21 protein-coding genes are annotated in these 19,271 nt (G+C 73.7%); 9 read left to right on the forward strand and 12 right to left on the reverse strand.

The annotated features are described in order from the left end of the window. Positions 1 to 3: 3 nt before the first annotated feature. Together AB0K00_RS29960 and AB0K00_RS29965 are read left to right on the forward strand one after the other, a co-directional pair. The gene (locus AB0K00_RS29960; protein ID WP_363526756.1) at positions 4 to 942 is read left to right on the forward strand and encodes a GIY-YIG nuclease family protein; all 939 of its coding nucleotides are present in this window, start codon (positions 4 to 6) and stop codon (positions 940 to 942) included. A 14-nt stretch (positions 943 to 956) separates the two neighbouring features. After that, positions 957 to 2,462, forward strand: a complete 1,506-nt coding sequence (locus tag AB0K00_RS29965) for a phenylacetate--CoA ligase family protein (RefSeq protein ID WP_363526759.1) — start codon at positions 957 to 959, stop codon at positions 2,460 to 2,462. Position 2,463: 1 nt separating this feature from the next. On the opposite strand, the gene AB0K00_RS29970 is transcribed toward AB0K00_RS29965, so the two are convergent. From AB0K00_RS29970 to AB0K00_RS30005, 8 genes are all read right to left on the reverse strand, one after another. Further along, complete coding sequence (locus tag AB0K00_RS29970; protein ID WP_363526762.1) at positions 2,464 to 2,976, reverse strand: hypothetical protein; 513 nt, start codon at positions 2,974 to 2,976, stop codon at positions 2,464 to 2,466. 57 nt (positions 2,977 to 3,033) lie between these two features. Then, positions 3,034 to 3,291: a PspC domain-containing protein gene (locus AB0K00_RS29975; RefSeq protein ID WP_363526765.1), complete on the reverse strand. Its 258-nt coding sequence runs from the start codon at positions 3,289 to 3,291 to the stop codon at positions 3,034 to 3,036. A gap of 64 nt (positions 3,292 to 3,355) precedes the next feature. Further along, positions 3,356 to 4,492 (reverse strand): HAMP domain-containing sensor histidine kinase, encoded by a 1,137-nt coding sequence (locus tag AB0K00_RS29980; RefSeq protein ID WP_363526768.1) that lies wholly within the window; start codon positions 4,490 to 4,492, stop codon positions 3,356 to 3,358. 10 nt (positions 4,493 to 4,502) lie between these two features. After that, positions 4,503 to 5,183 (reverse strand): response regulator transcription factor, encoded by a 681-nt coding sequence (locus AB0K00_RS29985; protein WP_363526771.1) that lies wholly within the window; start codon positions 5,181 to 5,183, stop codon positions 4,503 to 4,505. Between the two features lie 9 nt (positions 5,184 to 5,192). Continuing rightward, positions 5,193 to 5,855 carry a VanZ family protein gene (locus AB0K00_RS29990; protein ID WP_363526774.1) on the reverse strand — a complete coding sequence of 221 codons (663 nt, stop codon included), beginning with the start codon at positions 5,853 to 5,855 and terminating at the stop codon, positions 5,193 to 5,195. A gap of 75 nt (positions 5,856 to 5,930) precedes the next feature. Next, entirely contained in the window at positions 5,931 to 7,547 is a 1,617-nt protein-coding gene (locus tag AB0K00_RS29995; RefSeq protein ID WP_363526777.1) for a methyl-accepting chemotaxis protein, read from the reverse strand. Positions 7,548 to 7,569: 22 nt separating this feature from the next. Beyond that, entirely contained in the window at positions 7,570 to 8,049 is a 480-nt protein-coding gene (locus AB0K00_RS30000) for an NUDIX hydrolase (RefSeq protein ID WP_363526780.1), read from the reverse strand. A 61-nt stretch (positions 8,050 to 8,110) separates the two neighbouring features. Beyond that, a complete protein-coding gene (locus AB0K00_RS30005; RefSeq protein WP_363526783.1) occupies positions 8,111 to 8,935 on the reverse strand; it encodes an aldo/keto reductase in 825 nt (274 codons plus the stop codon). Between the two features lie 74 nt (positions 8,936 to 9,009). Here AB0K00_RS30005 and AB0K00_RS30010 point away from each other — a divergent pair, with 74 nt between their 5' ends. Beyond that, positions 9,010 to 9,924 carry a LysR family transcriptional regulator gene (locus AB0K00_RS30010; protein ID WP_363526786.1) on the forward strand — a complete coding sequence of 305 codons (915 nt, stop codon included), beginning with the start codon at positions 9,010 to 9,012 and terminating at the stop codon, positions 9,922 to 9,924. 93 nt (positions 9,925 to 10,017) lie between these two features. On the opposite strand, the gene AB0K00_RS30015 is transcribed toward AB0K00_RS30010, so the two are convergent. Then, a complete protein-coding gene (locus tag AB0K00_RS30015; protein ID WP_363526789.1) occupies positions 10,018 to 10,671 on the reverse strand; it encodes a hypothetical protein in 654 nt (217 codons plus the stop codon). A 79-nt stretch (positions 10,672 to 10,750) separates the two neighbouring features. On the opposite strand from AB0K00_RS30015, the gene AB0K00_RS30020 reads away from it, so the two are divergent. The 3 genes from AB0K00_RS30020 to AB0K00_RS30030 are packed head-to-tail and all read left to right on the forward strand — an operon-like array spanning position 10,751 to position 13,749. Next, positions 10,751 to 11,956 (forward strand): D-alanyl-D-alanine carboxypeptidase family protein, encoded by a 1,206-nt coding sequence (locus AB0K00_RS30020; protein ID WP_363526792.1) that lies wholly within the window; start codon positions 10,751 to 10,753, stop codon positions 11,954 to 11,956. A gap of 15 nt (positions 11,957 to 11,971) precedes the next feature. After that, on the forward strand, positions 11,972 to 12,832 hold the full coding sequence (locus AB0K00_RS30025; RefSeq protein WP_363526795.1) for a DUF4262 domain-containing protein: 861 nt from the start codon (positions 11,972 to 11,974) through the stop codon (positions 12,830 to 12,832). Between the two features lie 23 nt (positions 12,833 to 12,855). After that, entirely contained in the window at positions 12,856 to 13,749 is an 894-nt protein-coding gene (locus AB0K00_RS30030; RefSeq protein ID WP_363526797.1) for an aldo/keto reductase, read from the forward strand. On the opposite strand, the gene AB0K00_RS30035 is transcribed toward AB0K00_RS30030, so the two are convergent. After that, positions 13,744 to 14,418 carry a GNAT family N-acetyltransferase gene (locus tag AB0K00_RS30035; protein WP_363526800.1) on the reverse strand — a complete coding sequence of 225 codons (675 nt, stop codon included), beginning with the start codon at positions 14,416 to 14,418 and terminating at the stop codon, positions 13,744 to 13,746. The genes AB0K00_RS30030 and AB0K00_RS30035 overlap by 6 nt on opposite strands. 26 nt (positions 14,419 to 14,444) lie before the next feature. Here AB0K00_RS30035 and AB0K00_RS30040 point away from each other — a divergent pair, with 26 nt between their 5' ends. Next, positions 14,445 to 15,551 carry an AAA family ATPase gene (locus tag AB0K00_RS30040; protein WP_363526803.1) on the forward strand — a complete coding sequence of 369 codons (1,107 nt, stop codon included), beginning with the start codon at positions 14,445 to 14,447 and terminating at the stop codon, positions 15,549 to 15,551. After that, positions 15,548 to 16,711 (forward strand): cytochrome P450, encoded by a 1,164-nt coding sequence (locus AB0K00_RS30045; RefSeq protein ID WP_363526806.1) that lies wholly within the window; start codon positions 15,548 to 15,550, stop codon positions 16,709 to 16,711. Before AB0K00_RS30040 ends, AB0K00_RS30045 begins: the two co-directional genes overlap by 4 nt. 30 nt (positions 16,712 to 16,741) lie before the next feature. Here AB0K00_RS30045 and AB0K00_RS30050 read toward each other — a convergent pair whose 3' ends face one another. After that, a complete protein-coding gene (locus AB0K00_RS30050; RefSeq protein WP_363526809.1) occupies positions 16,742 to 17,635 on the reverse strand; it encodes a pentapeptide repeat-containing protein in 894 nt (297 codons plus the stop codon). A 174-nt stretch (positions 17,636 to 17,809) separates the two neighbouring features. Continuing rightward, the gene (locus AB0K00_RS30055) at positions 17,810 to 18,394 is read right to left on the reverse strand and encodes a TetR/AcrR family transcriptional regulator (RefSeq protein WP_363526812.1); all 585 of its coding nucleotides are present in this window, start codon (positions 18,392 to 18,394) and stop codon (positions 17,810 to 17,812) included. A 128-nt stretch (positions 18,395 to 18,522) separates the two neighbouring features. On the opposite strand from AB0K00_RS30055, the gene mddA reads away from it, so the two are divergent. Next, complete coding sequence (gene mddA, locus AB0K00_RS30060; RefSeq protein WP_363526815.1) at positions 18,523 to 19,254, forward strand: methanethiol S-methyltransferase; 732 nt, start codon at positions 18,523 to 18,525, stop codon at positions 19,252 to 19,254. Positions 19,255 to 19,271 lie beyond the last annotated feature (17 nt).

Here is a 19,271-nt window from a genome sequence, read left to right on the forward strand (position 1 = left end):
GGGGTGACGACGGCGCCTCGAACGGCGGCAGCGAGCCTGCCGAACACGCCCGGCGTATACCGGTTTCGCGACGAGCGCGGCAAGGTGCTCTACATCGGCCGCGCCACCGAGCTGCGGCACCGGGTCGGCTCCTACTGGACGAACCTGCGCGGCCGGCGCCATCTCGCCAGGATGGTGGCACAGATCGCTCAGGTCGAGGCGGTCACGTGCGACTCCGTGCACGAGGCGGCCTGGCTGGAGCGCAACCTGCTGGAGCGCTCGAAGCCCCGCTGGAACCGGATCCGCGGCGGCCTGGAGGTCCCGATCTACCTCCGCATCGACCGCAAGGGCGGCGTGCCGCGGCTCGTCGTCGACTACGGACCGTTCGGCCCCGACCGGCCAGCCGACGTGTTCGGGCCCTACCTCGGCGGGACGCAGGCGCGGCTGGCCATGTCCGGGCTGGGCCGGGTGCTGCCGCTCGGGTACACCGACGAGCGGCTCACCGGCGCTGCCCGGGACATGGCCCGCATCCGCGGCGTCGACGTGACCGACCGCGACGCGTTCCTGGCCGCGACGATCGCGGTGCTGCAGCGCCGGCCGGACGCCGTCGACAGCGTGCGGGAGCAGCTCATGCGGCAGCGGGACCGGGCCTCGGAAGGGCTCGCGTTCGAGTTCGCCGAGCGGATCCAGCAGGAGATCGAGGCCGTCGGCTGGCTGGTCGCGGAGCAGAAGGTGACCGTCCTGACCGAACCCGACAGCGACGTGTACGGCTGGGCCGACGACCTCCTGGTCCGCTTCGAGGTCCGGGGCGGGCGGCTGTCCACCTGGACGCAACGCACCTGCCGGCGCGCGAACGCCGAGCGGTACCTGGAGCGGACCCCGGACAGCTGGCGGCCGTTCGCGGCCCGCAGCGCCGAGCTGGCCAGCCGGCTGTCCGCCGCGCACCACGCCGCGAACGCATGAACGGAGTGTCCACAGTGGATGACAGGGCCCAGCAGGTGCTCGCCGGACTGCACGAGTTCTACGCGGCGGCGCCGGGCGGCGAGGATCCGGGCGACGGCGCCGACGGCGCGTTGCGGCTCTTCCATGAGGTCGCCGCGACCGTGCCCGCCTACCAGGCGTTCCTGCGGGACCGCGGCGTCGACCCGGCGGCCGTGGTGTCGGCGGCCGGCTTCGCCCGGGTACCGCTGCTGACCAAGGCGGACTACCACCGCCGGTATCCGCTGCCGGAGCTGTGCCGCGGCGGGCGCCTGGACGGCGCCGAGACGGTCGCGGTGTCGTCCGGGTCGTCCGGGGAGCCGACCGTGTGGCCGCGCTCGGTGCTGGACGAGCTGGTCGTCGCCCGCCGGTTCGAGCAGGCGATGGTCGGCAGCTTCCGCGCGGACCGCCGGCGGACCCTGGTCGTGGTCTGCTTCGCGCTGGGCTCCTGGGTCGGCGGCATGTACACCGCCGCCGCCTGCCGGCACCTGGCCGCGAAGGGGTACCCGATCACGGTGGCCACGCCCGGCAACAACGTCGAGGAGATCCTGCGGGTGGTCCAGGAGCTCGGGCCGCTCTTCGAGCAGGTCGTCCTGGCCGGCTACCCGCCGTTCGTGAAGAACGTCGTCGACGCCGGCAGGCAGCGCGGCGTGGACTGGCCCGGGTATTCGATCCGGCTCCTGCTCGCCGGCGAGGTCTTCAGCGAGGAGTGGCGCACGCTCGTCGGCGCCCGCGCCGGGATGGCCGATCCGCTGTCGGACTCCGTCTCGCTCTACGGCACCGCCGACGCCGGCGTCCTGGGCACCGAGACGCCACTGAGCGTCACGATCCGGCGGTTCCTCGCCGGGCGCCCCGACGCCGCGCGTGCGCTGTTCGGCGACCCGCGGCTGCCGACGCTCGTGCAGTACGACCCGGCCACCCGGTATTTCGAGACGCACGACGGGACGCTGCTGTTCACCGGCGACGGCGGGATCCCTCTCGTGCGCTACCACATCGCCGACGAGGGCGGCCTGATCTCGCACGGCGCGATGCTGGCGTTCTGCCGCACCCACGGCTTCGACCCGACGACCGGCCTCGAGGGCGCCGCCGCCCCGCACCTGCCGTTCGTCTGGGTCTTCGGCCGGTCGCTGTTCACCGTCTCCTACTTCGGCGCCAACATCTACCCGGAGAACGTGACGGTGGCGCTGGAACGCGCCGGCATCAGTGACTGGGTGACGGGCAAGTTCGTCCTGCAGGTCGTCTCCGACCAGGACGAGGAACGCCGGCTGTCCATTGTGGCCGAACTCGCCCCCGGCGTCGCCGCGCAGGACGGGCAGGACAGGCCGGCCGCGCGGACCGCGCTGCTGGCCGAGGCCATCCGGGAGGAGCTGCTGCGGCTCAACAGCGAGTTCGCCAACTACGTACCGGCCGCATATCAGACACCGCAGGTCGAGCTGCGTGCCGCCGGTGACCCGGACTACTTCCCGCCGCAGGTCAAGCACCGCTACACCCGCCCGGACAGCTGAGCTAGCGGCGTGCGGTGTGCTGCTGGATGCTCCACAGCAGCAGGTTGGCGTCACCGGCGAGGGAGTTGAAGCGGATGTTGCGGGCGCCGCGGACGACGATGACGGCCCGGAGCGCGATGCCGAGCCAGACGGCCAGGTCGCCGCTGCGGGTCACGCCGAGCTCCCGGACCTCGGCGATCTGGGTCCACGGCACGACCCGGTCGCCGCGCGCGGTGTGGTGCACGAGACCGTGCTCGCCGATGTCGAAGCGCTCCTGCGGCCGCAGCGCGCTCTGCGCCAGCCGCACCACGCCGAACATCAGCAGCACCAGCCCGATGCCGAGCACCAGCCCGGGCAGCGGGCTGAACCCGCCCTGCCCGGCGGCGATGTACGCCGCGCTGATCACCAGCCCGATCCAGGTGACCACGGCACCGGCGAGGGTGAACCCGATGCCCTGCCGGAGCCGCCGGCCGGTGGCCACGTCGAAGGTGCGCTCGATGGCCCCGACCGTTTCGGACTGCGGCACGTGCTCCATGACACCTCCACCGAGGTCGATGTGTCCGAAGCTATCACCCGGCCGCCAGGGCACAGGCTAGTCAGTGGTCGACGCCCACACCGTCGACGGCGGGGTGACGGTCACCGGCTCGGCCGGCATGATGATCCACAGGATCGGGTACACCAGGATCTGGCTGCCCGGGATCAGCAGCAGGATCAGGATGAACAGCAGCCGCGCCGGCCAGGGGTCGATGCCGAAGCGCCGCCCGAGCCCGGCGCACACACCGCCGAGCACCCGGCCCTGCGCCGGCCGGACCAGGCCCTGTTGTCGCATCGACTGGTACACGGTCTCCATTGTCTTGCTCCTTCACGCTTGTCTGTTGTGCCTCAAGCGTGCGGCACCGGGACCCTTGACGGCATCAGGGAACGGCCCCGGTCGACCCCTGAGGAAAACGCACCGCGGTCCCTGAGCCCGGAAGCCGGACCGTGACGAGAAGACCGCCGGCGGGACCGGGGACGAGGTCGAGGGTCCCGTCGTGGGCGCCGACGATGCTGTGCACGATGGCGAGGCCGAGGCCGAGGCCGGCGTGCCCGTCGGTGCGGACGCGTTCCGTGCCGCGCTGGAAGGGTTCGGTGAGGGTCGGCACCAGGCCTGGTGGGAGCCGGTGACCCGTGTTCTCGACCCGCAGCACGCTGGTGCCGCCGTGCGCCTCGGTGCGGACCGTGACGGTGCCGCCGGCGGGGAGGTTGTGCACGATGGCGTTCTGGACGAGGTTCGTCACCATCCGCAGCAGAAGCTCGGCGGAGCCGCTGGTGCGGGCCGCCCCGCCGGTGACGTCCAGCGTGATCCGGCGCTGTTCGGCGAGGGGAAGCAGCGTTTCGGCGGCTTCCTCCGCGAGGAGGGAGAGGTCGACGCTCTCGCGGGTGAAGTTCCCGCGGCCGCCGCGGCTGAGCAGCAGGAGAGCCTCGGTGAGCTCGATCGCCCGCTCGTTGACGGCGTGCAGGCGTTCGACGAGTTCACCGGGGTCGTGGGCCGGGTCGTTGCGGGCGACGTCGAGCAGCGTCCGCGAGATCGCCAACGGGGTGCGCAGCTCATGCGACGCGTTGGCGGCGAACCGCTGCTGCTCGGCGACGTTGGCCTGCAGCCGCGCGAGCATCGAGTCGAACGCGTCGGAGAGCTCACGGAACTCGTCCCTGCGGCCCTCCATGCGAATCCGGTGGGACAGCGATCCGTCCGCGGCCACGCGGGTGGCGCTGGTGATGCGCGTCAACGGCGCGAGCATCCGGCCGGCGAGGACCCATCCGCCCAGCAGGCCGAACAGCAGCAGGAACGCCAGCACCACGGCGGCTCGCGGGGCGAACGCGCGCAGCAGGTCGGAGCGGTTCGGCACGAAGGTCACGGGGGCCCGGAACCGGCCGGGTTCGGCCAGGTGGCGGTTGTCGGTCACCTCGGGCACGTAGCGCAGCAGGAACACCCACACCGTGACCATGAGCAGGCCACCGGCCAGCATGACGAACCCGGCATAGCTGAGGGTCAGCTTGAGGCGGACGCTCACCCCGGGCTCCCTAGCCACGGCCGGCGCCGGGTGCCGTGTCGATGCGGTAGCCGACGCCGGGCACGGTCGCGATGATCCATGGTTCGCCGAGCCGTTTGCGCAGTGCGGAGACGGTGATGCGCACCGCGTTGGTGAAGGGGTCGGCGTGCTCGTCCCACGCCCGCTGCAGGAGCGCTTCGGCGCTGACGACCCCACCCTCCGCGGCGACGAGGACCTCCAGCACGGCGAACTGCTTGCGGGTGAGCGCGACATACCGGCCGTCGCGGAAGACCTCCCGGCGGAACGGGTCGAGCCGCAGGCCCGCGAGCTCACGGACCGGCGGCCGGGCGTGCCCGCGCCGGCGGTCGAGCGCCCGCAGCCGCAGGACCAACTCCCGCAGCTCGAACGGTTTGGTGAGGTAGTCGTCGGCGCCGAGCTCGAAACCGGACGCCTTGTCGTCGATCCGGTCGGCCGCGGTGAGCATGAGGATCGGGATGCCGCTGCCGGAGGCGACGATGCGCCGGGCGACCTCGTCGCCGGACGGGCCGGGGATGTCGCGGTCGAGGACCGCGAGGTCGTAGGCGTTGACGCTGAGCAGTTCCAGGGCGGCGTCGCCGTCGCCGGCGATGTCGGCGGCAATCGCCTCCAGCCGCAGCCCGTCCCGGACGGCTTCGGCCAGGTAGGGTTCGTCCTCGACGATCAGTACGCGCATGCCTGAAGCCTATGAGCCTGGAGTGCGCCACCAGCGGCGCGACGCCAGCGCGGCCAGCACGCCACCGGCCGCGTTGACCAGCACGTCGTCCACCGACGACACCCGGTCCAGCTGGAAGACGTACTGCGCGGTTTCGACCAGGACCGAGCAACCCGCGCAGAGCGCCAGGATCCGCGGCACGGACGCCAGCGAGGCGAACCGCATCGGCGCGAAGAACCCCAGCGCCGCGAGGATCAGCAGGTTGCCGGCAATGCCGAGCGTGCCCATCGTGACGAGGTCCCGCAGCGGGACCAGGCTGACCCGCCCCGGGACGATGCCGGCGCCCGGGCCCGGCATCATCGTCATCCACACGAACGGCACCGTCCCGTAGACCATGCCGACCTCGGCCAGCGACATCCGCCACGCCGAGGTGACGCCGGCGGCCTGCCGGCGGCGCGCCAGGGCCCACCCCACCGCGGCGGCCAGCGGCAACCCGGCCAGCGTCACGAGCAGCACCCCGTTCTCCGTGTCGAGGCAGCCGTGCCACCGCCCGGCCAGGCACGTCGGAGCGGACATCATGAGCGGCCGCCGCACGGCGAACACCGCGCCCGCCAGGCCGATGGCCACCAGGCCGACGAGCACGGTCAGGTGCGCACGGCGGGGCGGCGCTGACGGGGATGGGCTGTGGGTCATGCCCTCATTGCAGCCGGGCGGCCGTTGCAGGGGCGTATGCGATTTCGGATACGCCCGCGATACACGCGATCCGGTTCACACCCGGAACTGGCCCACCAGCTCGTGCAGGTCCTGGCTCATCGCGGACAGTTCGTGGGCGGCGGTGCGGGTGTCCTGGACGCCGCCGGTGGTGCTCTGCGCCGCGGCGGAGATCCCGGCGATGTTCGCGGCGATGTCGGCGGAGCTCGCCGCCGCCTGCGTGATGTTGCGGCTGATCTCGTCGGTCGTCGCGGTCTGTTCCTCCACGGCGGTGGCGATGGTGTTCTGGTAGTCGCCGAGCCGGCCGGTGATCTCGACGATCTGGTTGATCGCGTCGGTGGCGGCCGCGGTGTCCTGCTGGATGCTCAGCACCTTCGCGGTGATGTCCTCGGTGGCCCGGCCGGTCTCCTGCGCCAGCTGCTTGACCTCGCCGGCGACGACGGCGAAGCCCTTGCCCGCCTCCCCGGCACGGGCGGCCTCGATGGTCGCGTTGAGGGCGAGGAGGTTCGTCTGCGCGGCGATGGCGGTGATCGCCTTGACCACGTTGCCGATCTCGCCGCTGGACGAGGCGAGCCGGCCGATCATCTCGAAGGTCGCCTGCGTCAGCTCGGTGGTCTGGCTGCCGATCCTGGCCGCCTCGGCGGCGGTGCCGGCGATCTGCTGGATGGAGACGCTCATCTGCGCGGCGCCGTGCGCCACGGTGCGGACCGTGTCCGACACCTCGTCCGCGGAGGCGACGATGAGCCCCGAACGGTCCGACGTCTGCTGCGCGCCGGCCATGATGCTGGTCGACGTGTCGGTGAGCCTGGCGCTGGCCTCGGCGACGGTCGCGGCCGATCCGCCGATGGCGCGGACGGTGTCGCCGATCTTCGCGACGAACGTGTTGAACGACCGGCTGACTGAGGTGAACTCGTCGTCGCCGGCGACGTCCAGGCGCCGGGTCAGGTCCCCGTCGCCGTCGGCGATGTCGGCGAGCCGGTCGCCGATCGCGCGCAGCGGCCTGATGATGGACAGCGACAGCGCGACGGCGAGCACGATCGACAGCAGCAGGGCCGCGCTGCCGGCGATGGTCGCGGTCCGGTTCGTGGTGCTCGCCGAATGCTGCGCGGCGCGTTGCGCGGCCGCGGACTTCTGCCGCGCGACGGCGAGCAGGTCGTCCACGCCGTCGCTGATCGTCTGGTAGACGTCCAGCGCCTGCCCGGCGACGATGTCGTTCGCCTCGGACGTCTGCGCCGGTGTGCCCGCCCGGTAGGCGGCGATGACCCGGTTGTCGAGGTCGAGGAAGTCGGTGAAGGCGGCCCGGATCGCGCGGACGTCCGCCTGCTGGCCGTCGGTCAGTGGCAGCGCCGCCATCGCGTCGACCTCGTCGCTGAAGCTGTCCATCGCCGCGAGGAACGCCGACCGGGACGGTGCGGTGTCCGCGGCCGCGTCGTCGGCGCCGCGGACGATGTCGAACGCGTAGCCGGCCTGCCAGCCCAGGACATCGGTGCTGCGGAACTTCAGCTGCTGCGCCGCGTCGAGCTCCGCCTGCGCGTCGGACAAGCTGGACGCGGTCGTGCGGGTGCCGTCGGCCGACGACAACGCCGTCAACCAGATGGCCACCACGCACAGGGAGACGATCAGGAACCCGACCGCCAGCCGCGTCGCGACCCGGGTCCGTCGGAGCATGTTCATGTCGCCGAGCCTCCTGAACGGGCTACGCCATCGGGCACTCCTGAGGCTCATCGGCGTGCGGCGGCGGCTCGGCAGGAAAACCGGCGGACTTCCGGACGGCGTCGAACAGCGGGGAGCGCAGCAGCTGCCGCCAGGGCAGGAAGAGGGGCTCGGGGAGGGTGTCGAAGTCATACCAGCCGAGGCTGACGCACTTGTCGGGCTCGAGGATCGCCGGCTCGCCGGACACGTGGTCGCTGAGCATCCAGACGGTGACGTAGTGCCGGTCCTCGTCGGTGAAGATGTCGTTGGTGACGGCGCCGAACCGGACGTTGGTGATGTGGACGCCGGTCTCCTCCGCGACCTCACGGATCGCGGTGTCCTCGAACGACTCGCCGAACTCGAGGTGGCCGCCGGGGACCGACCAGGTGCCGGCGCCGTGCGCGCCGCGGCGCTGCCCCATCAGGAATCTGCCGTCGCGGAACACGAACACACCGATCCCGACCCGAACCTCGGCGCCTGCCACGGCGGCCATGCTACCGGCGCGGCGGTGTGCGCCGCCGCTGGCATGACCGTGCCGGTGAGCGTCACGCGGCCAGCTCGGCGAGGTCCGCGGCGTCGAGCGCGACGGCGGCCGCGGCGACGTTCTCCTCCAGGTGGGCGAGCCGGGACGTGCCGGGGATCGGCAGGACGGCGGGGGAGTGGTGCAGCAGCCAGGCCAGCGCGACCTGGGTCGTGGTGACGCCGTGCCGGGCCGCGACCCGGGTGACTGCGTCGGTGGTGCCGGCGCCGGTGAGCGGCGCGACCGGCAGCCACGGCAGGAACGCGATCCCGTGCCGCTCGCAGTGCGCCAGGACGGCCTCTGATCTGCGGTCGGTGAGGTTGTACCGGTTCTGCACGCTCGCGATCGGGGCGATCCGGGACGCCTCGACGAGCTGCTCCACGGTGACCTCCGACAACCCGATGTGCCGGACCTTCCCCTCGTCCCGCAGCCGCCGCAGCGCACCGATCTGGTCGGCGAGCGGCACCGTCGGGTCGACGCGATGCAGCTGGTACAGGTCGATCCGCTCGACCCTGAGCCGGCGCAGGCTGAGCTCCGCCTGCTGGCGCAGGTATTCCGGCCGGCCGAGCGGGATCCAGTCCCGGCCGAGGTTGATCTGGCCGCCTTTCGTGGCGATGACGACGTCGTCGCGGAGCGGGTGCAGCGCCTCCGCGAGCAGTTCCTCGTTGGCGCCGAAGTCGTAGGAGTCGGCGGTGTCGATGAGGGTGACGCCGAGCTCGACGGCCCGGCGGGCGATCGCCGTCGCCGCGGCGCGTTCCAGGGACGCGGGGCGGCCGGTGAGCCGCATGGCGCCGAACCCGAGCCGGTGCACCGGCATGTCGCCGCCGATCGTGAAGGTCGTGGTCTCCATGGACTCCACCCTGCGGCCCGCGATGCATTAGAACAAGTGACAGGTTGTGGGCCGGATCGCGTAGCATCGCTACGGTGTTGAACCTGGAGCGGCTGCGTGTCCTGCACACCGTGTGGACCACCGGGTCCGTCGGCGGCGCCGCGGCCGCGTTGCACGTCACCACGTCGGCCGTCTCGCAGCAGCTCGCCCGGCTCGAGCGGGAGGTCGGCCAGCACCTCGTCGAGCGGCAGGGCCGCGGCGTCCGCGTCACCGAGGCCGGCGCCGTCCTGGCCCGCAGCGCCGCGGAGGTGCTGACGCTCGTCGAGCGGGTCGAGGCGGGCCTGGCCGGGCACCGCGGTGTCGTCGCCGGGCCGCTCGCGGTGGCCGCGTTCGCGACCGCGGCCCGGGGGCTGTTGCCCGGCGCCCTGGCGGAGCTGCGGACCCGCTGCCCCGACCTGGACGCGTCGCTGTCGGAGCTGGAGCCCGACGCCGCCGTCGCCGCGCTGCGCCGCGGCCACCTCGACGTCGCCGTCGTGCAGGACTGGTCCGACGACGTGCTCGCCGTCCCCGACGGGCTGTCCCGGCGGCACCTGCTCGACGACCCGTTCGACGTCGCGCTGCCCGCCGCGCACCCCCTCGCGGGTCGGGCCGCCGTCGCCGTCACCGACCTCGCCGGCGACGACTGGATCGGCTGGAGCACCGGCCAGATCTGCCACGACTGGCTCGCCGCCACCCTGCGCCGGCACGGCGCCCAGGCCCGGATCCGGCACACCGCCTCGGAGCACTCGACCCAGCTGGCGCTGGTCGCCGCCGGCCTCGGCGCCGCGGTGATCCCGCGGCTCGGCCGGGACCCGGTGCCGGCGTCGGTGCGCATCGTGCCGATCGACCCGCAACCCACCCGCCGGGTCTTCGCGCTGTGGCGGGACAGCGCCGCGGCCCGCCCCGCGGTCGCCACCGCGGTCGACGTCCTCGCTGCGCACGCCGCCCGGCTGGCCCCGACCGGCCCCTGACCCGCCTCGCTGCTCCCGCAAGGGTGGCGGCGACGCCGTAGACGCCAGCAGCGCGGCCCGCGGCTTCATCGACCGACCATGCCCGGCCGCCGCTCACTGGCTCCAACGGGTTTCCGGCATCGTCGCGCAGATCGCCTCGAGGCCCGCGGCCGTCTGGGCGCGGACCCACAGCCACACCCAGCCGTCGCCGTGGGTGCGCAGCAGCCCACCGGGGGTGGAGTACCAGCGCACCGGCGACTCCTCCAGCTCCGCCCACATCGGCAGGTCCGGCAGCGGCACCCGGTCCAGGCCCGCCACCGCCGCCGGCACCTGCTCCGGCGCCAGCTCGCACGCGTTCGCCGGCGCGTCCGGGTGGTCGAGGGCGGCGGTGAGCGCGAAGTCGACGCAGGCGAGGGAGAGCCGGTCGACGTACGGCCGCCAGCCCGACCCGGTGTCGATGACGACCGGCGGGTCGGGCAGGTCCGCGCCATGCGGCGGGATGCCCCATGCCGTCTCGGTCACCAGCGGGTCCGCCCAGTGGAACACCAGGATCCCGTCCTCGACGGACACGCCGCGCGGGTCGAGCGGCGTGCCGCACGCGTAGGCCTCCCGCAGCGCCTCCGGCACCCGCAGCCCGGGCCGCTCGGGTGCCGCCGCCGGCGAGACCGGCAGGTCCCAGGCGGCGGCGAACAGGCGCAGGAACTCCCACACCGCGGCCCGCTCGTCCAGCCGTCCCCGCAGCGCGGCCGCCGTGTCGAACCCTGTCATACCGATCCTCCCCCGTGTCGCCGACCCCTTGTGTACCAGGGTGCGACCGCAGCGGCCCGCAACGGCTACTCTCGCCGCCATGGGAGCGACAGGACTGGTGGCCGCGGTGGTGAGCGCGGGCCTGATGGCGTGGCCGGCGCCGGTGGTGAGCCCTTCGAGCAGCCCGGCGCCGGTGGTGCCGTGCCCCTACGCCAGCATCGCCACCATCCCGCCGACGCCCGCGTCGCCGGTGCTCGACCCCACCGTCAAGGCCGTCGGGGGCGGGCAGCTCGGCACCACCGGCCTCGCCGTGGCGGCCGGGACCGCGGCGCCGCCGACGCTGTCGGCGATGTCCTGGGTCGTCGCCGACCTCGACACCGGCGAGGTCCTCGGCGCCTGCGCACCGCACCTGCGCCGCCGCCCGGCCAGCGTGCAGAAGCTGCTGCTCGCCGCGACCGCGCTGCCGAAGCTCGACCCGGCGCTGGTCGTGGAGTGCACCGCCGAGGACCTCGCCCTGCCCAAGGACAGTTCCGCCGTCGGCATGATCCTCGGCGGGAAGTACCCCGTCTCGACGCTGTGGCTCGGGCTGCTGCTCCAGTCGGGCAACGACACCGCCAACGCCCTGGCCCGCGTGGCCGGCGGTGACGGCGGGGTCGCCGCGACCGTCGCGGCGATGAACGCCGAGGCGCACCGGCTCGGCGCCGACGACACCCACGCGGTCACCCCGTCCGGCCTGGACGCCCCGGACCAGCTCACCAGCGCCTACGACCTGGCGCTCATCGCCCGCGCCGACTTCGCCCGGCCCGACTTCCTCAAGTACGACACCACCCCGGTCTTCCAGTGGCCGGCGCAGCCGCCGAAGGACCCGAAGGGCTTCCAGATCCAGAACGAGAACAAACTGCTCACCATGTACGACGGTGCCATCGGCGGCAAGACCGGCTTCACCGACGAGGCCCGCCACACCTACGTCGGCGGCGCGCAGCGCGGCGGCCGGCGGCTCGTCGTCACCGTCATGGGCGCCGAGATCGTGCCGGCCCGCGCCTGGAAGCAGGGCGCGATGCTGCTCGACTGGGGGTTCGCGCTGCCCGCCGCGACGTCCGTCGGTCACCTCGTCACGCCGGAGGAGGCGGCCGAGCTGCACGCCACACCCCCGCCCACGGCGCCGGGCCAGTCCGCGATCCCCGTCGCCCAGCCGACCGGCACGTACTCGATCTGGCCGACCGTGCTCGCGATCGGCGCGGTTGCCCTCGTCGCCGTCGCCGCCGGCGTGGTCACGCTGCTGCGGCGCCGCCGCCGGCAGGCCTGACGCTATCCTCGCGAGGTGGACGACCAACCCTGCGGCTGCCTGATCTGCACGGGTATGCCGCCCGGCACCGATGCGGACATCCTGTCCACCGTCGCGCGGCACGGCTGGTCCGCGGTCTGGGTCCCCGCCGGCGTCGACTTCGCATACACGGTCGGCCTCTGGCATACGTTCCGCCTGCCGGAGCTGGCGATGTTCGGCCTCAACGGCGACAACATGCAGGACTGGCTGAACGGCTGCGTCGCGCACATCCGCGCCGCCGGCCTGCCGGCCGCCGAGGTGCCGTTCACCGGCGTCATCGACGGGTTCCCCACCCAGCTGCGCCCCGTCGACGAGTCGTGGCGCGACGCGTTCTTCGGCACCGCGCACCGGTTCTACCGGGGCCAGCCGGTGCCGTTCCAGCAACTCGTCTGGCCCGACGCCGCCGGCCGCTGGCCCTGGGACGAGCAGGCCACGGCGAGCAGCCGCACCCGCCAGGCGTTCACGTGGCTCCCCGTCGACCGGCACCCGGCCGGCGGCTGGCGGCTGCTCGGCGAGTTCGGCGACGACTTCCCGCTGCCGACCGAGGCGGACAGCTGGGCGCTCACCGCCCGGTCGGTCCTCGACGGCACCCGCGACCCGGCGCTGGTGCTGTTCGACGAAGGCGCCTTCGACGTCCTCGACGACCGCGGCCACGACGCCGACGACCTGTGCGTCACCCACCTCGGCGCGCTGGTGCAACGGCACCCGTCCCTGCGCAGGCTCGGCGACCTCCGCGAAGGGTCCGCGGCCACCCGTACCCCCGGCGGCGGCTGGGACCGCGCCGAGCTGACCGCGCGGCAACGGGACGCGAGCGTCAGCGGGTGGGACCGCGGCCAGGAGATCCGGGTCATCGGCTGACCGGCACGCCTTAGGATCGGGCGATGGCATTCGATCGGCTGGACCTCGGTGTGCCGGTGCACCGCATCGGGCTCGGGCTCGCCGCCGTCGGCCGGCCCGGGTACATCAACCTGGGGCGCGGGCGGGACCTGCCGGAGGACCGGTCGGTGGAGGCGCTGCGGGCCCGCAGCCACGAGCTGCTCGACGCCGCCTACGCCGCAGGGGTGCGCTACGTCGACGTGGCCCGCTCCTACGGGCTGGCCGAGGAGTTCCTGGCCGGCTGGCTCGGCGACCGGCGCGACGTCGTCGTCGGCTCCAAGTGGGGATACACCTACACCGCCGGGTGGCGGATCGACGCGCCGGTGCACGAGGCCAAGGACCACAGCGTGGCCACGTTCGACCGGCAGCTCGCCGAGACCTGGGAACTGCTCGGTGACCGGCTCGACCTGTACCAGATCCACTCCGTCACACCGGACAGCACCGCGCTGACCGACCGGGCCCTGCACCGCCGGCTCGCGGACCTCGCCGCCCGTGGCGTCACCGTCGGGCTGTCGACCAGCGGGCCGCGGCAGGCCGACGCCATCCGCGCCGCGCTGCGCGTCGAGGTCGGCGGCGAGCCGCTGTTCCGCACCGTGCAGGCGACCTGGAATCCCTTGGAGCCGTCGGCCGGGCCCGCCCTCGCCGAGGCGCACGCCGACGGCCGCACCGTCATCGTCAAGGAGTCCCTGGCCAACGGGCGGCTCGCCGGCACCGACGCGGCCGTCATCGCGGCCGCGCTGGGCCAGCCGTGGGCGGGTGTCGTGCTGTCCGGCGCCGCGACCACGGCGCAACTGGCTGCCAACCTGCGGGCCCTGGACGTGCGCGACCCCGGGCCGCTGCCGGAGGCCGAGACGCCGGAGGTGTACTGGCGGCACCGCGCCGGGCTCGCCTGGTCATGACCGTGGCAGCCACTCCTGCCAGGCGCCGACCGGGACGAAACCCTCGGCCGCGTACAGCGGCTCCGCCATCGGCGTCGACTGCAGACTCGCCGTGGCGAACCCGCCTTCGGCCGCCTCGCGCAGCGCCCGGCGCAGCACCGACCGGGCCAGCCCCCGCCGCCGGGCACCGGGCACCGTTGCCACGAACGACACGTTCACGTCCGTGCCGACGGGGATCAGCACCGCACACGACTCGCGCCCGGCCGAGGCGAACGCCCGCAACCCCGGCACGCCGCGCACCAGCGCCTCGTCGACCCCGGTGATGCCGGCGACCACGCCGGGGTCGGCGTCCACCGTCACGTCGCCGGCACCGGGATCCGGTCGCAGGCCGCGCAGGTCGCACCGCATCGGCACGGTCGTCTCGTCGCGCCGCCACCCGGCGCCGGCAAGCGCCGCGGCCGTCGCGTCGTCCGCGGACCAGACCGCGTAGGACGCACCGGCGCCGTACCCGCCCGCGATCGACGGCAGGGCGGCCGGATCCAGCAGGATCGCGTTGCACAGCACGGGATGGCTCGGGAACCGGGCCGCGACGAACCCCTCGCCGCGCACCACCGACGCGTCGGCGTGCGGCGCCGCGAGGGCCTCCCACGAACCCACCAGCGACGCGAGATACCCGGCGAAGGCGTCCACGGGACCTCCCTCAGTATTCTTCGGCGGTGACCATCATCGTGCCTCCGCCGCCGATCGCGTGGTACGGGTCGAGCTTCGCGTACTACGACGACGAGCCGCGGACCGACGAGGAGCGCGACGCCGCCGCGGCCTGGGCCCGCGCCGGCCGGCTCGCCGGGTTCTCGCCGAAGCAGTTCGAGCCGCGACCCGGCGGCGACGGCGGCGACCACGGCGGCGTGGTCCTCGGCCGGTTCCTGCCCGTCCACGATGGACACCGCTACCTGATCGAGTACGCCCGCGCGTTCGCGGCTCGGGTGCACGTCTTCGTCCGCGTCGGCGCGGCCGACCCGGTGCCGTTCCCGGTCCGCCGCGACTGGCTCACCGAGCTGTTCCCGGACGTGACCGTGGTGCCGGTCGAGGACCTGCCCGGCGCCCCGACCCGCGACGAGAGCGTGCGGCACTGGACGGAGCAGATCCGCGCCCACGCCGACCCCGGCTACCTGTTCGCCGGCGAGGACTACGGCGGGCCGCTCGCCCATCTGCTGGGCGCAGTGTTCATGCCCGTCGACCGGTACGCCGTCCGCGTCTCCGGCACGAAGATCCGCGCCGACCCGTGGGCGTGGGAACGGTTCCTGCCGCCGCCGGTGCGCGCCTGGTACGTGCGGCGGGTGTGCGTGATCGGGCCGGAGTCCACCGGCAAGACGCTGCTGTCGAGCCGCCTCGCCGAGCACTACGGCACGGTCCGCGTGCCCGAGCAGGCCGCCACGCTGCCGGTGCTGCACGCCGCCGACGTGTCCAGGGTCGCGCACGCGCAGCAGACCGCCGAGGACCTCCTGGCCCGGCGCGCCAGCCGGGTCCTGATCTGCGACACCGACCTGCTGGCGGTCCGGCTGTGGAGCGAGCGGCTGTACGAGGCCGCGCCCGACTGGCTCCGCGCCGCGAGCGAGACACCGACCGCCGAGCTGTACCTGCTGACCGAGCCGGACCAGCCGTTCGGCGGCGCCACGGCCGAGCGGGCCGCGTTCCACGCCTGCTGCGTGGCGGAGCTGACCCGGCTCGGCCGCCCGTACGTGCCGATCCGCGGCGACTACCACCAGCGGCTGGCGACCGCCGTCGAAGCGGTCGACGCGCTGCTGGCGCAGCCGGGACGATGACCGGCGGCGACCCGTTCGGGCCCGAATACGCGGCCGACCCGTACCCGGCGTTCGCCCGGCTCCGCGCGACCACGCCCGTGTTCTGGAGCGGGCGGCTGCGGCGCTTCGTTGTGACGCGGTACGAGGACGTCGTGGCCGTGCTGCACGACACCGGCACGTTCTCCTCCGCCGTCGTGCCGCAGGTGCTGCCCCGCGACCGGGACGCCCTCGCCGGCTTCACCGACTGGTCCGCCCGGTGGCTGTTCTTCCTCGACCCGCCGGAGCACACCGCCCGGCGGGCGCCGCTGACCCGGGCGCTGTCCGCGCGCGCCGTCGCCGGCCTGGCGGCCCGCGTCGACGCCGTGGCCCGCGCGCTGGTCGCCGCCCTGCCCGCGGCCGGGTTCGACGTCGTGGCGGACGTCGCGCATCCGCTTGCGGCGCAGGTGATCGCGGACCTGCTGTGCGCGCCGGGACCGGAGACCGACGGGTTCCTGGCCCGCGCCCGCATCCTCGAGCACGCGGCGGCGAACGCCCGCGACCCGGCCGCCCGCCGCGCCGGCCTCGCCGCCATGGTCGCGGCGACCTCGGCTTTGCGGGTCGCCAGTGCGCCGTCTGCGCCGGTACCGGCGGCGCTGCACGCGGCCTGGGGTGCCGACCGCGACCTGATCGGGGCGCACAGCCTGATGCTGCTGTTCGCGGGGGTGGAGACCACCCAGAACCTGATCGCCAACGCGGTCCGCGCGCTGCTGCGGCAGCCCGGTCTGTGGGCCGCGCTGCGCCGGGACCGCACGCTGCTGGCAGGCGCGGTGCAGGAGGTCGCCCGCTACGACCCGCCGGTGCTCGGGGTGCTGCGCCGGGCCGGCCACGACGTCACCGTGGCCGGCACCCGGATCCCGGCGGGCGCCGAGGTCGTCGCGATGGTCGGCGCCGCGAACCGTGACCCGGCCCGCTTCCGCGACCCCGACACCCTCGACGTCCGCCGCGCGCCGAACCCGCACCTGTCCTTCGGGCTGGGCCCGCACTACTGCCCGGGCGCGGCGCTGACCCGGCTCACCACGTACGCGGCCCTGGACGCGCTGCTGTCGGCGTTCCCGGCGCTGACCCTGCGGGACACCGTCCTGTCGTGGCGTGACCACGACCCGACCGTGCACGGGCCGACGTCGCTGCCGGTGTACGCCTGACCCGCGCTTGGCCCGCCCAGTTTCCGTGCTTCAGTGGATGGTGATGCCTACCCGGGACGGGTTCGGGCCGGTCGGGCCGAACCGCGCCGGCCGGTATCCGCGCACGACACCGGACAGGTAGACCAACAGCGCGCCGATGAGCAGCGGGTAGAGGACCGTGATGTACATCAGCGGCAGCAGCTGGATGCCGACGACGAGCCAGGCCAGCAGGTTGACGGCGGCGTAGACGCCGAGCCGGGACAGGCCGCGGTGCAGGCCCCTCGTGCCGGGGGTGCGGCCGCGGGCGACGTCGATGAGGGACTTCACGAGCAGGGCCACGCCGATCAGGACGGCGAGCAGCGGCAGCTGGAACGTGCCCAGGTTCAAGGTGTCCACCTTGGCGTCGGACGCGTCGGCCTGGATGGCCACGGCGAAGACGGTGCGCGCGCCGCGCAGGTCCGCCTTCACGAACTCGGTCTGGATCAGGGACGCGCCGGTGAAGTCGGCGCCCCGCAGGTCGGACCGGGACAGGTCGGCCTGGCCGAGGTCGGCGTCGGCGAACGACGCGTCGCGGGCGTCGACGGTGTCGACTTCGGCCTGGGTGAGGTCGGCGCCGTCGAAGTGGGCGCCGCGCAGGTTGGCGCCGGTGAGGGTGGCCTGGACGAGGTCGGCGTTGCGGAACGAGGCGCCGTGCGCGTCGACGCCGGCCAGGTCGGCCTGACCCAGGTCGAGGCCGTCCAGGATGGCGTCGTGCAGGTCGGCGCAGGTGAGGTCGGGCAGGCCCTTGAGCGTGGTGATGTGCTGGCCGGCCAGCTGCGCCCGGGTCTCGGGGCAGTCCGGCCCGCGGGTCGGTGGTTCGGCGCCGGCGGGGGCGGCGCCGGGCAGGGTCAGTGCGGCGATGGTCAGGAGGACACCAATGGCGCGGGTGAGGCGGGAGGTTGGCACGGCCACAGCATCGACGCTCGGGCGCCGGATCGCGGTGCTGGGTCTGGATCGCGACACGGTCGTGCGGATCACGTGACGGCTGGCGGACACGGGCGGCGGGCGCATTCAGCGCTGCACTGGGTCGGTGCTGGTCTGACTCAGTGCTGGTCTGGGTCGGTGCTGCTCTGGGTCCGGTCAGTGCTCCTCGAAATGGCGGATCAGGTCGCCGACGCTGCGCAGCCAGGCGCGGACCCGGGGACTCCAGTCGTCGTCGGTGTCACCGCCGAGGAGGATGACGGCCTCACCGCCGAGGAACGCCAGCCCGATGAGGCCGGCGACGTCGGCGGGGCGCATCGGGCCGAGCGAGCCGAAGCGCTCCTCCGCCTCGGTGGCGACCTGGATGAGGACGAAGAACCACGCCTGCAGCATCGAGGTCACCCGGGCGGCGACCTGCGGGTCGGACCAGCCCGCCGCGATCATCTCCTGCAGCACCCGCACGTAGCCGGAGGCGAGGTCGTCGTCGAGGAAGTCGCACGCCTGCTCATAGCGCTTCCACAGCGGCGTCTCGGCGCCATACATGCGGACCTGGCGCTCGACGAGCTGCTGGTTCTCATGGTCGAGCAGCGCGAGGATGACGCCCTGCTTCCCGCCGAAGTGGTAGTGGATCTGGCTCAGCGGCACGCCGGCCTGCTCGGCGACGCGGCGGGTGGACAGCGCGGCGTAGCCGTCGGCGAGCAGGCACGTCCTGGCGGCCTCGATGATGCGGCCGGCGGTGTTCACCGTCGCCTCCCTTCTGCCGGTTGCCCGACCCTTCTGCCGGTTGCCCGACACGCGCTTGTCGGTCGATCGACCGAATGTTACCGTGCTTCCAATCGGTCGGTCGACCGAACAAGGGAGGTGTCTCGCACATGATCCGCAAGGCGCTGGTCCTCGTCTACGGCGCGACGGCCTATCTGGCCTTCCTCGCGGCTCTGCTTTACACGATCGGGTTCCTGGCCGGCGTCGCCGTGCCCAAGGGGGTCGACGACGGCGCGACCGGCCCGGCGTGGCGGGCGCTGCTCGTCGACGCCGCGCTGCTGACCCTGTTCGCGGCGCAGCACAGCGTCATGGCGCGCCCCTGGTTCAAGCGGTGGTGGACCCGGCTCGTGCCGCCCGCGATCGAGCGCAGCACCTATGTCCTGGCATCCACGGCCGTGCTCGTCCTGCTGCTGTGGCAGTGGCAGCCGCTGCCCGCCACCGTGTGGTCGGTCGGCCCGGACTGGGCGCGTGGCGTGCTGTGGGTCGTCTATGCGCTGGGTTGGGTCGTCCTGGTGTTCAGCACCTTCGCCGTCGGGCACTTCGACCTCTTCGGTCTGCGGCAGGTTCTCGACCGGGCCCGCGACCGGCAGTACGCGGAGCCCGGTTTCCGGGAGCCATGGGTCTACCGGTTGGTGCGGCACCCGCTGATGGTCGGCTTCCTGATCGCGTTCTGGGCGGCGCCGGACCTCAGCGTCGGCCGGTTGGTGTTCGTCGTCGCCGGGACCGGCTACATCATGGTGGGAGTCCGGCTCGAGGAGCACGACCTGCGGGCACAGCTCGGCGAGCCCTACGAGGACTACCTGCGGCGGGTCCCGCGCTTCGTGCCGCGCCCGGTGCGCTGAAGCAACGCGTGCACGGG

The organism is Dactylosporangium sp. NPDC049525 (genome assembly GCF_040676755.1).
GTDB lineage: Bacteria > Actinomycetota > Actinomycetes > Mycobacteriales > Micromonosporaceae > Dactylosporangium.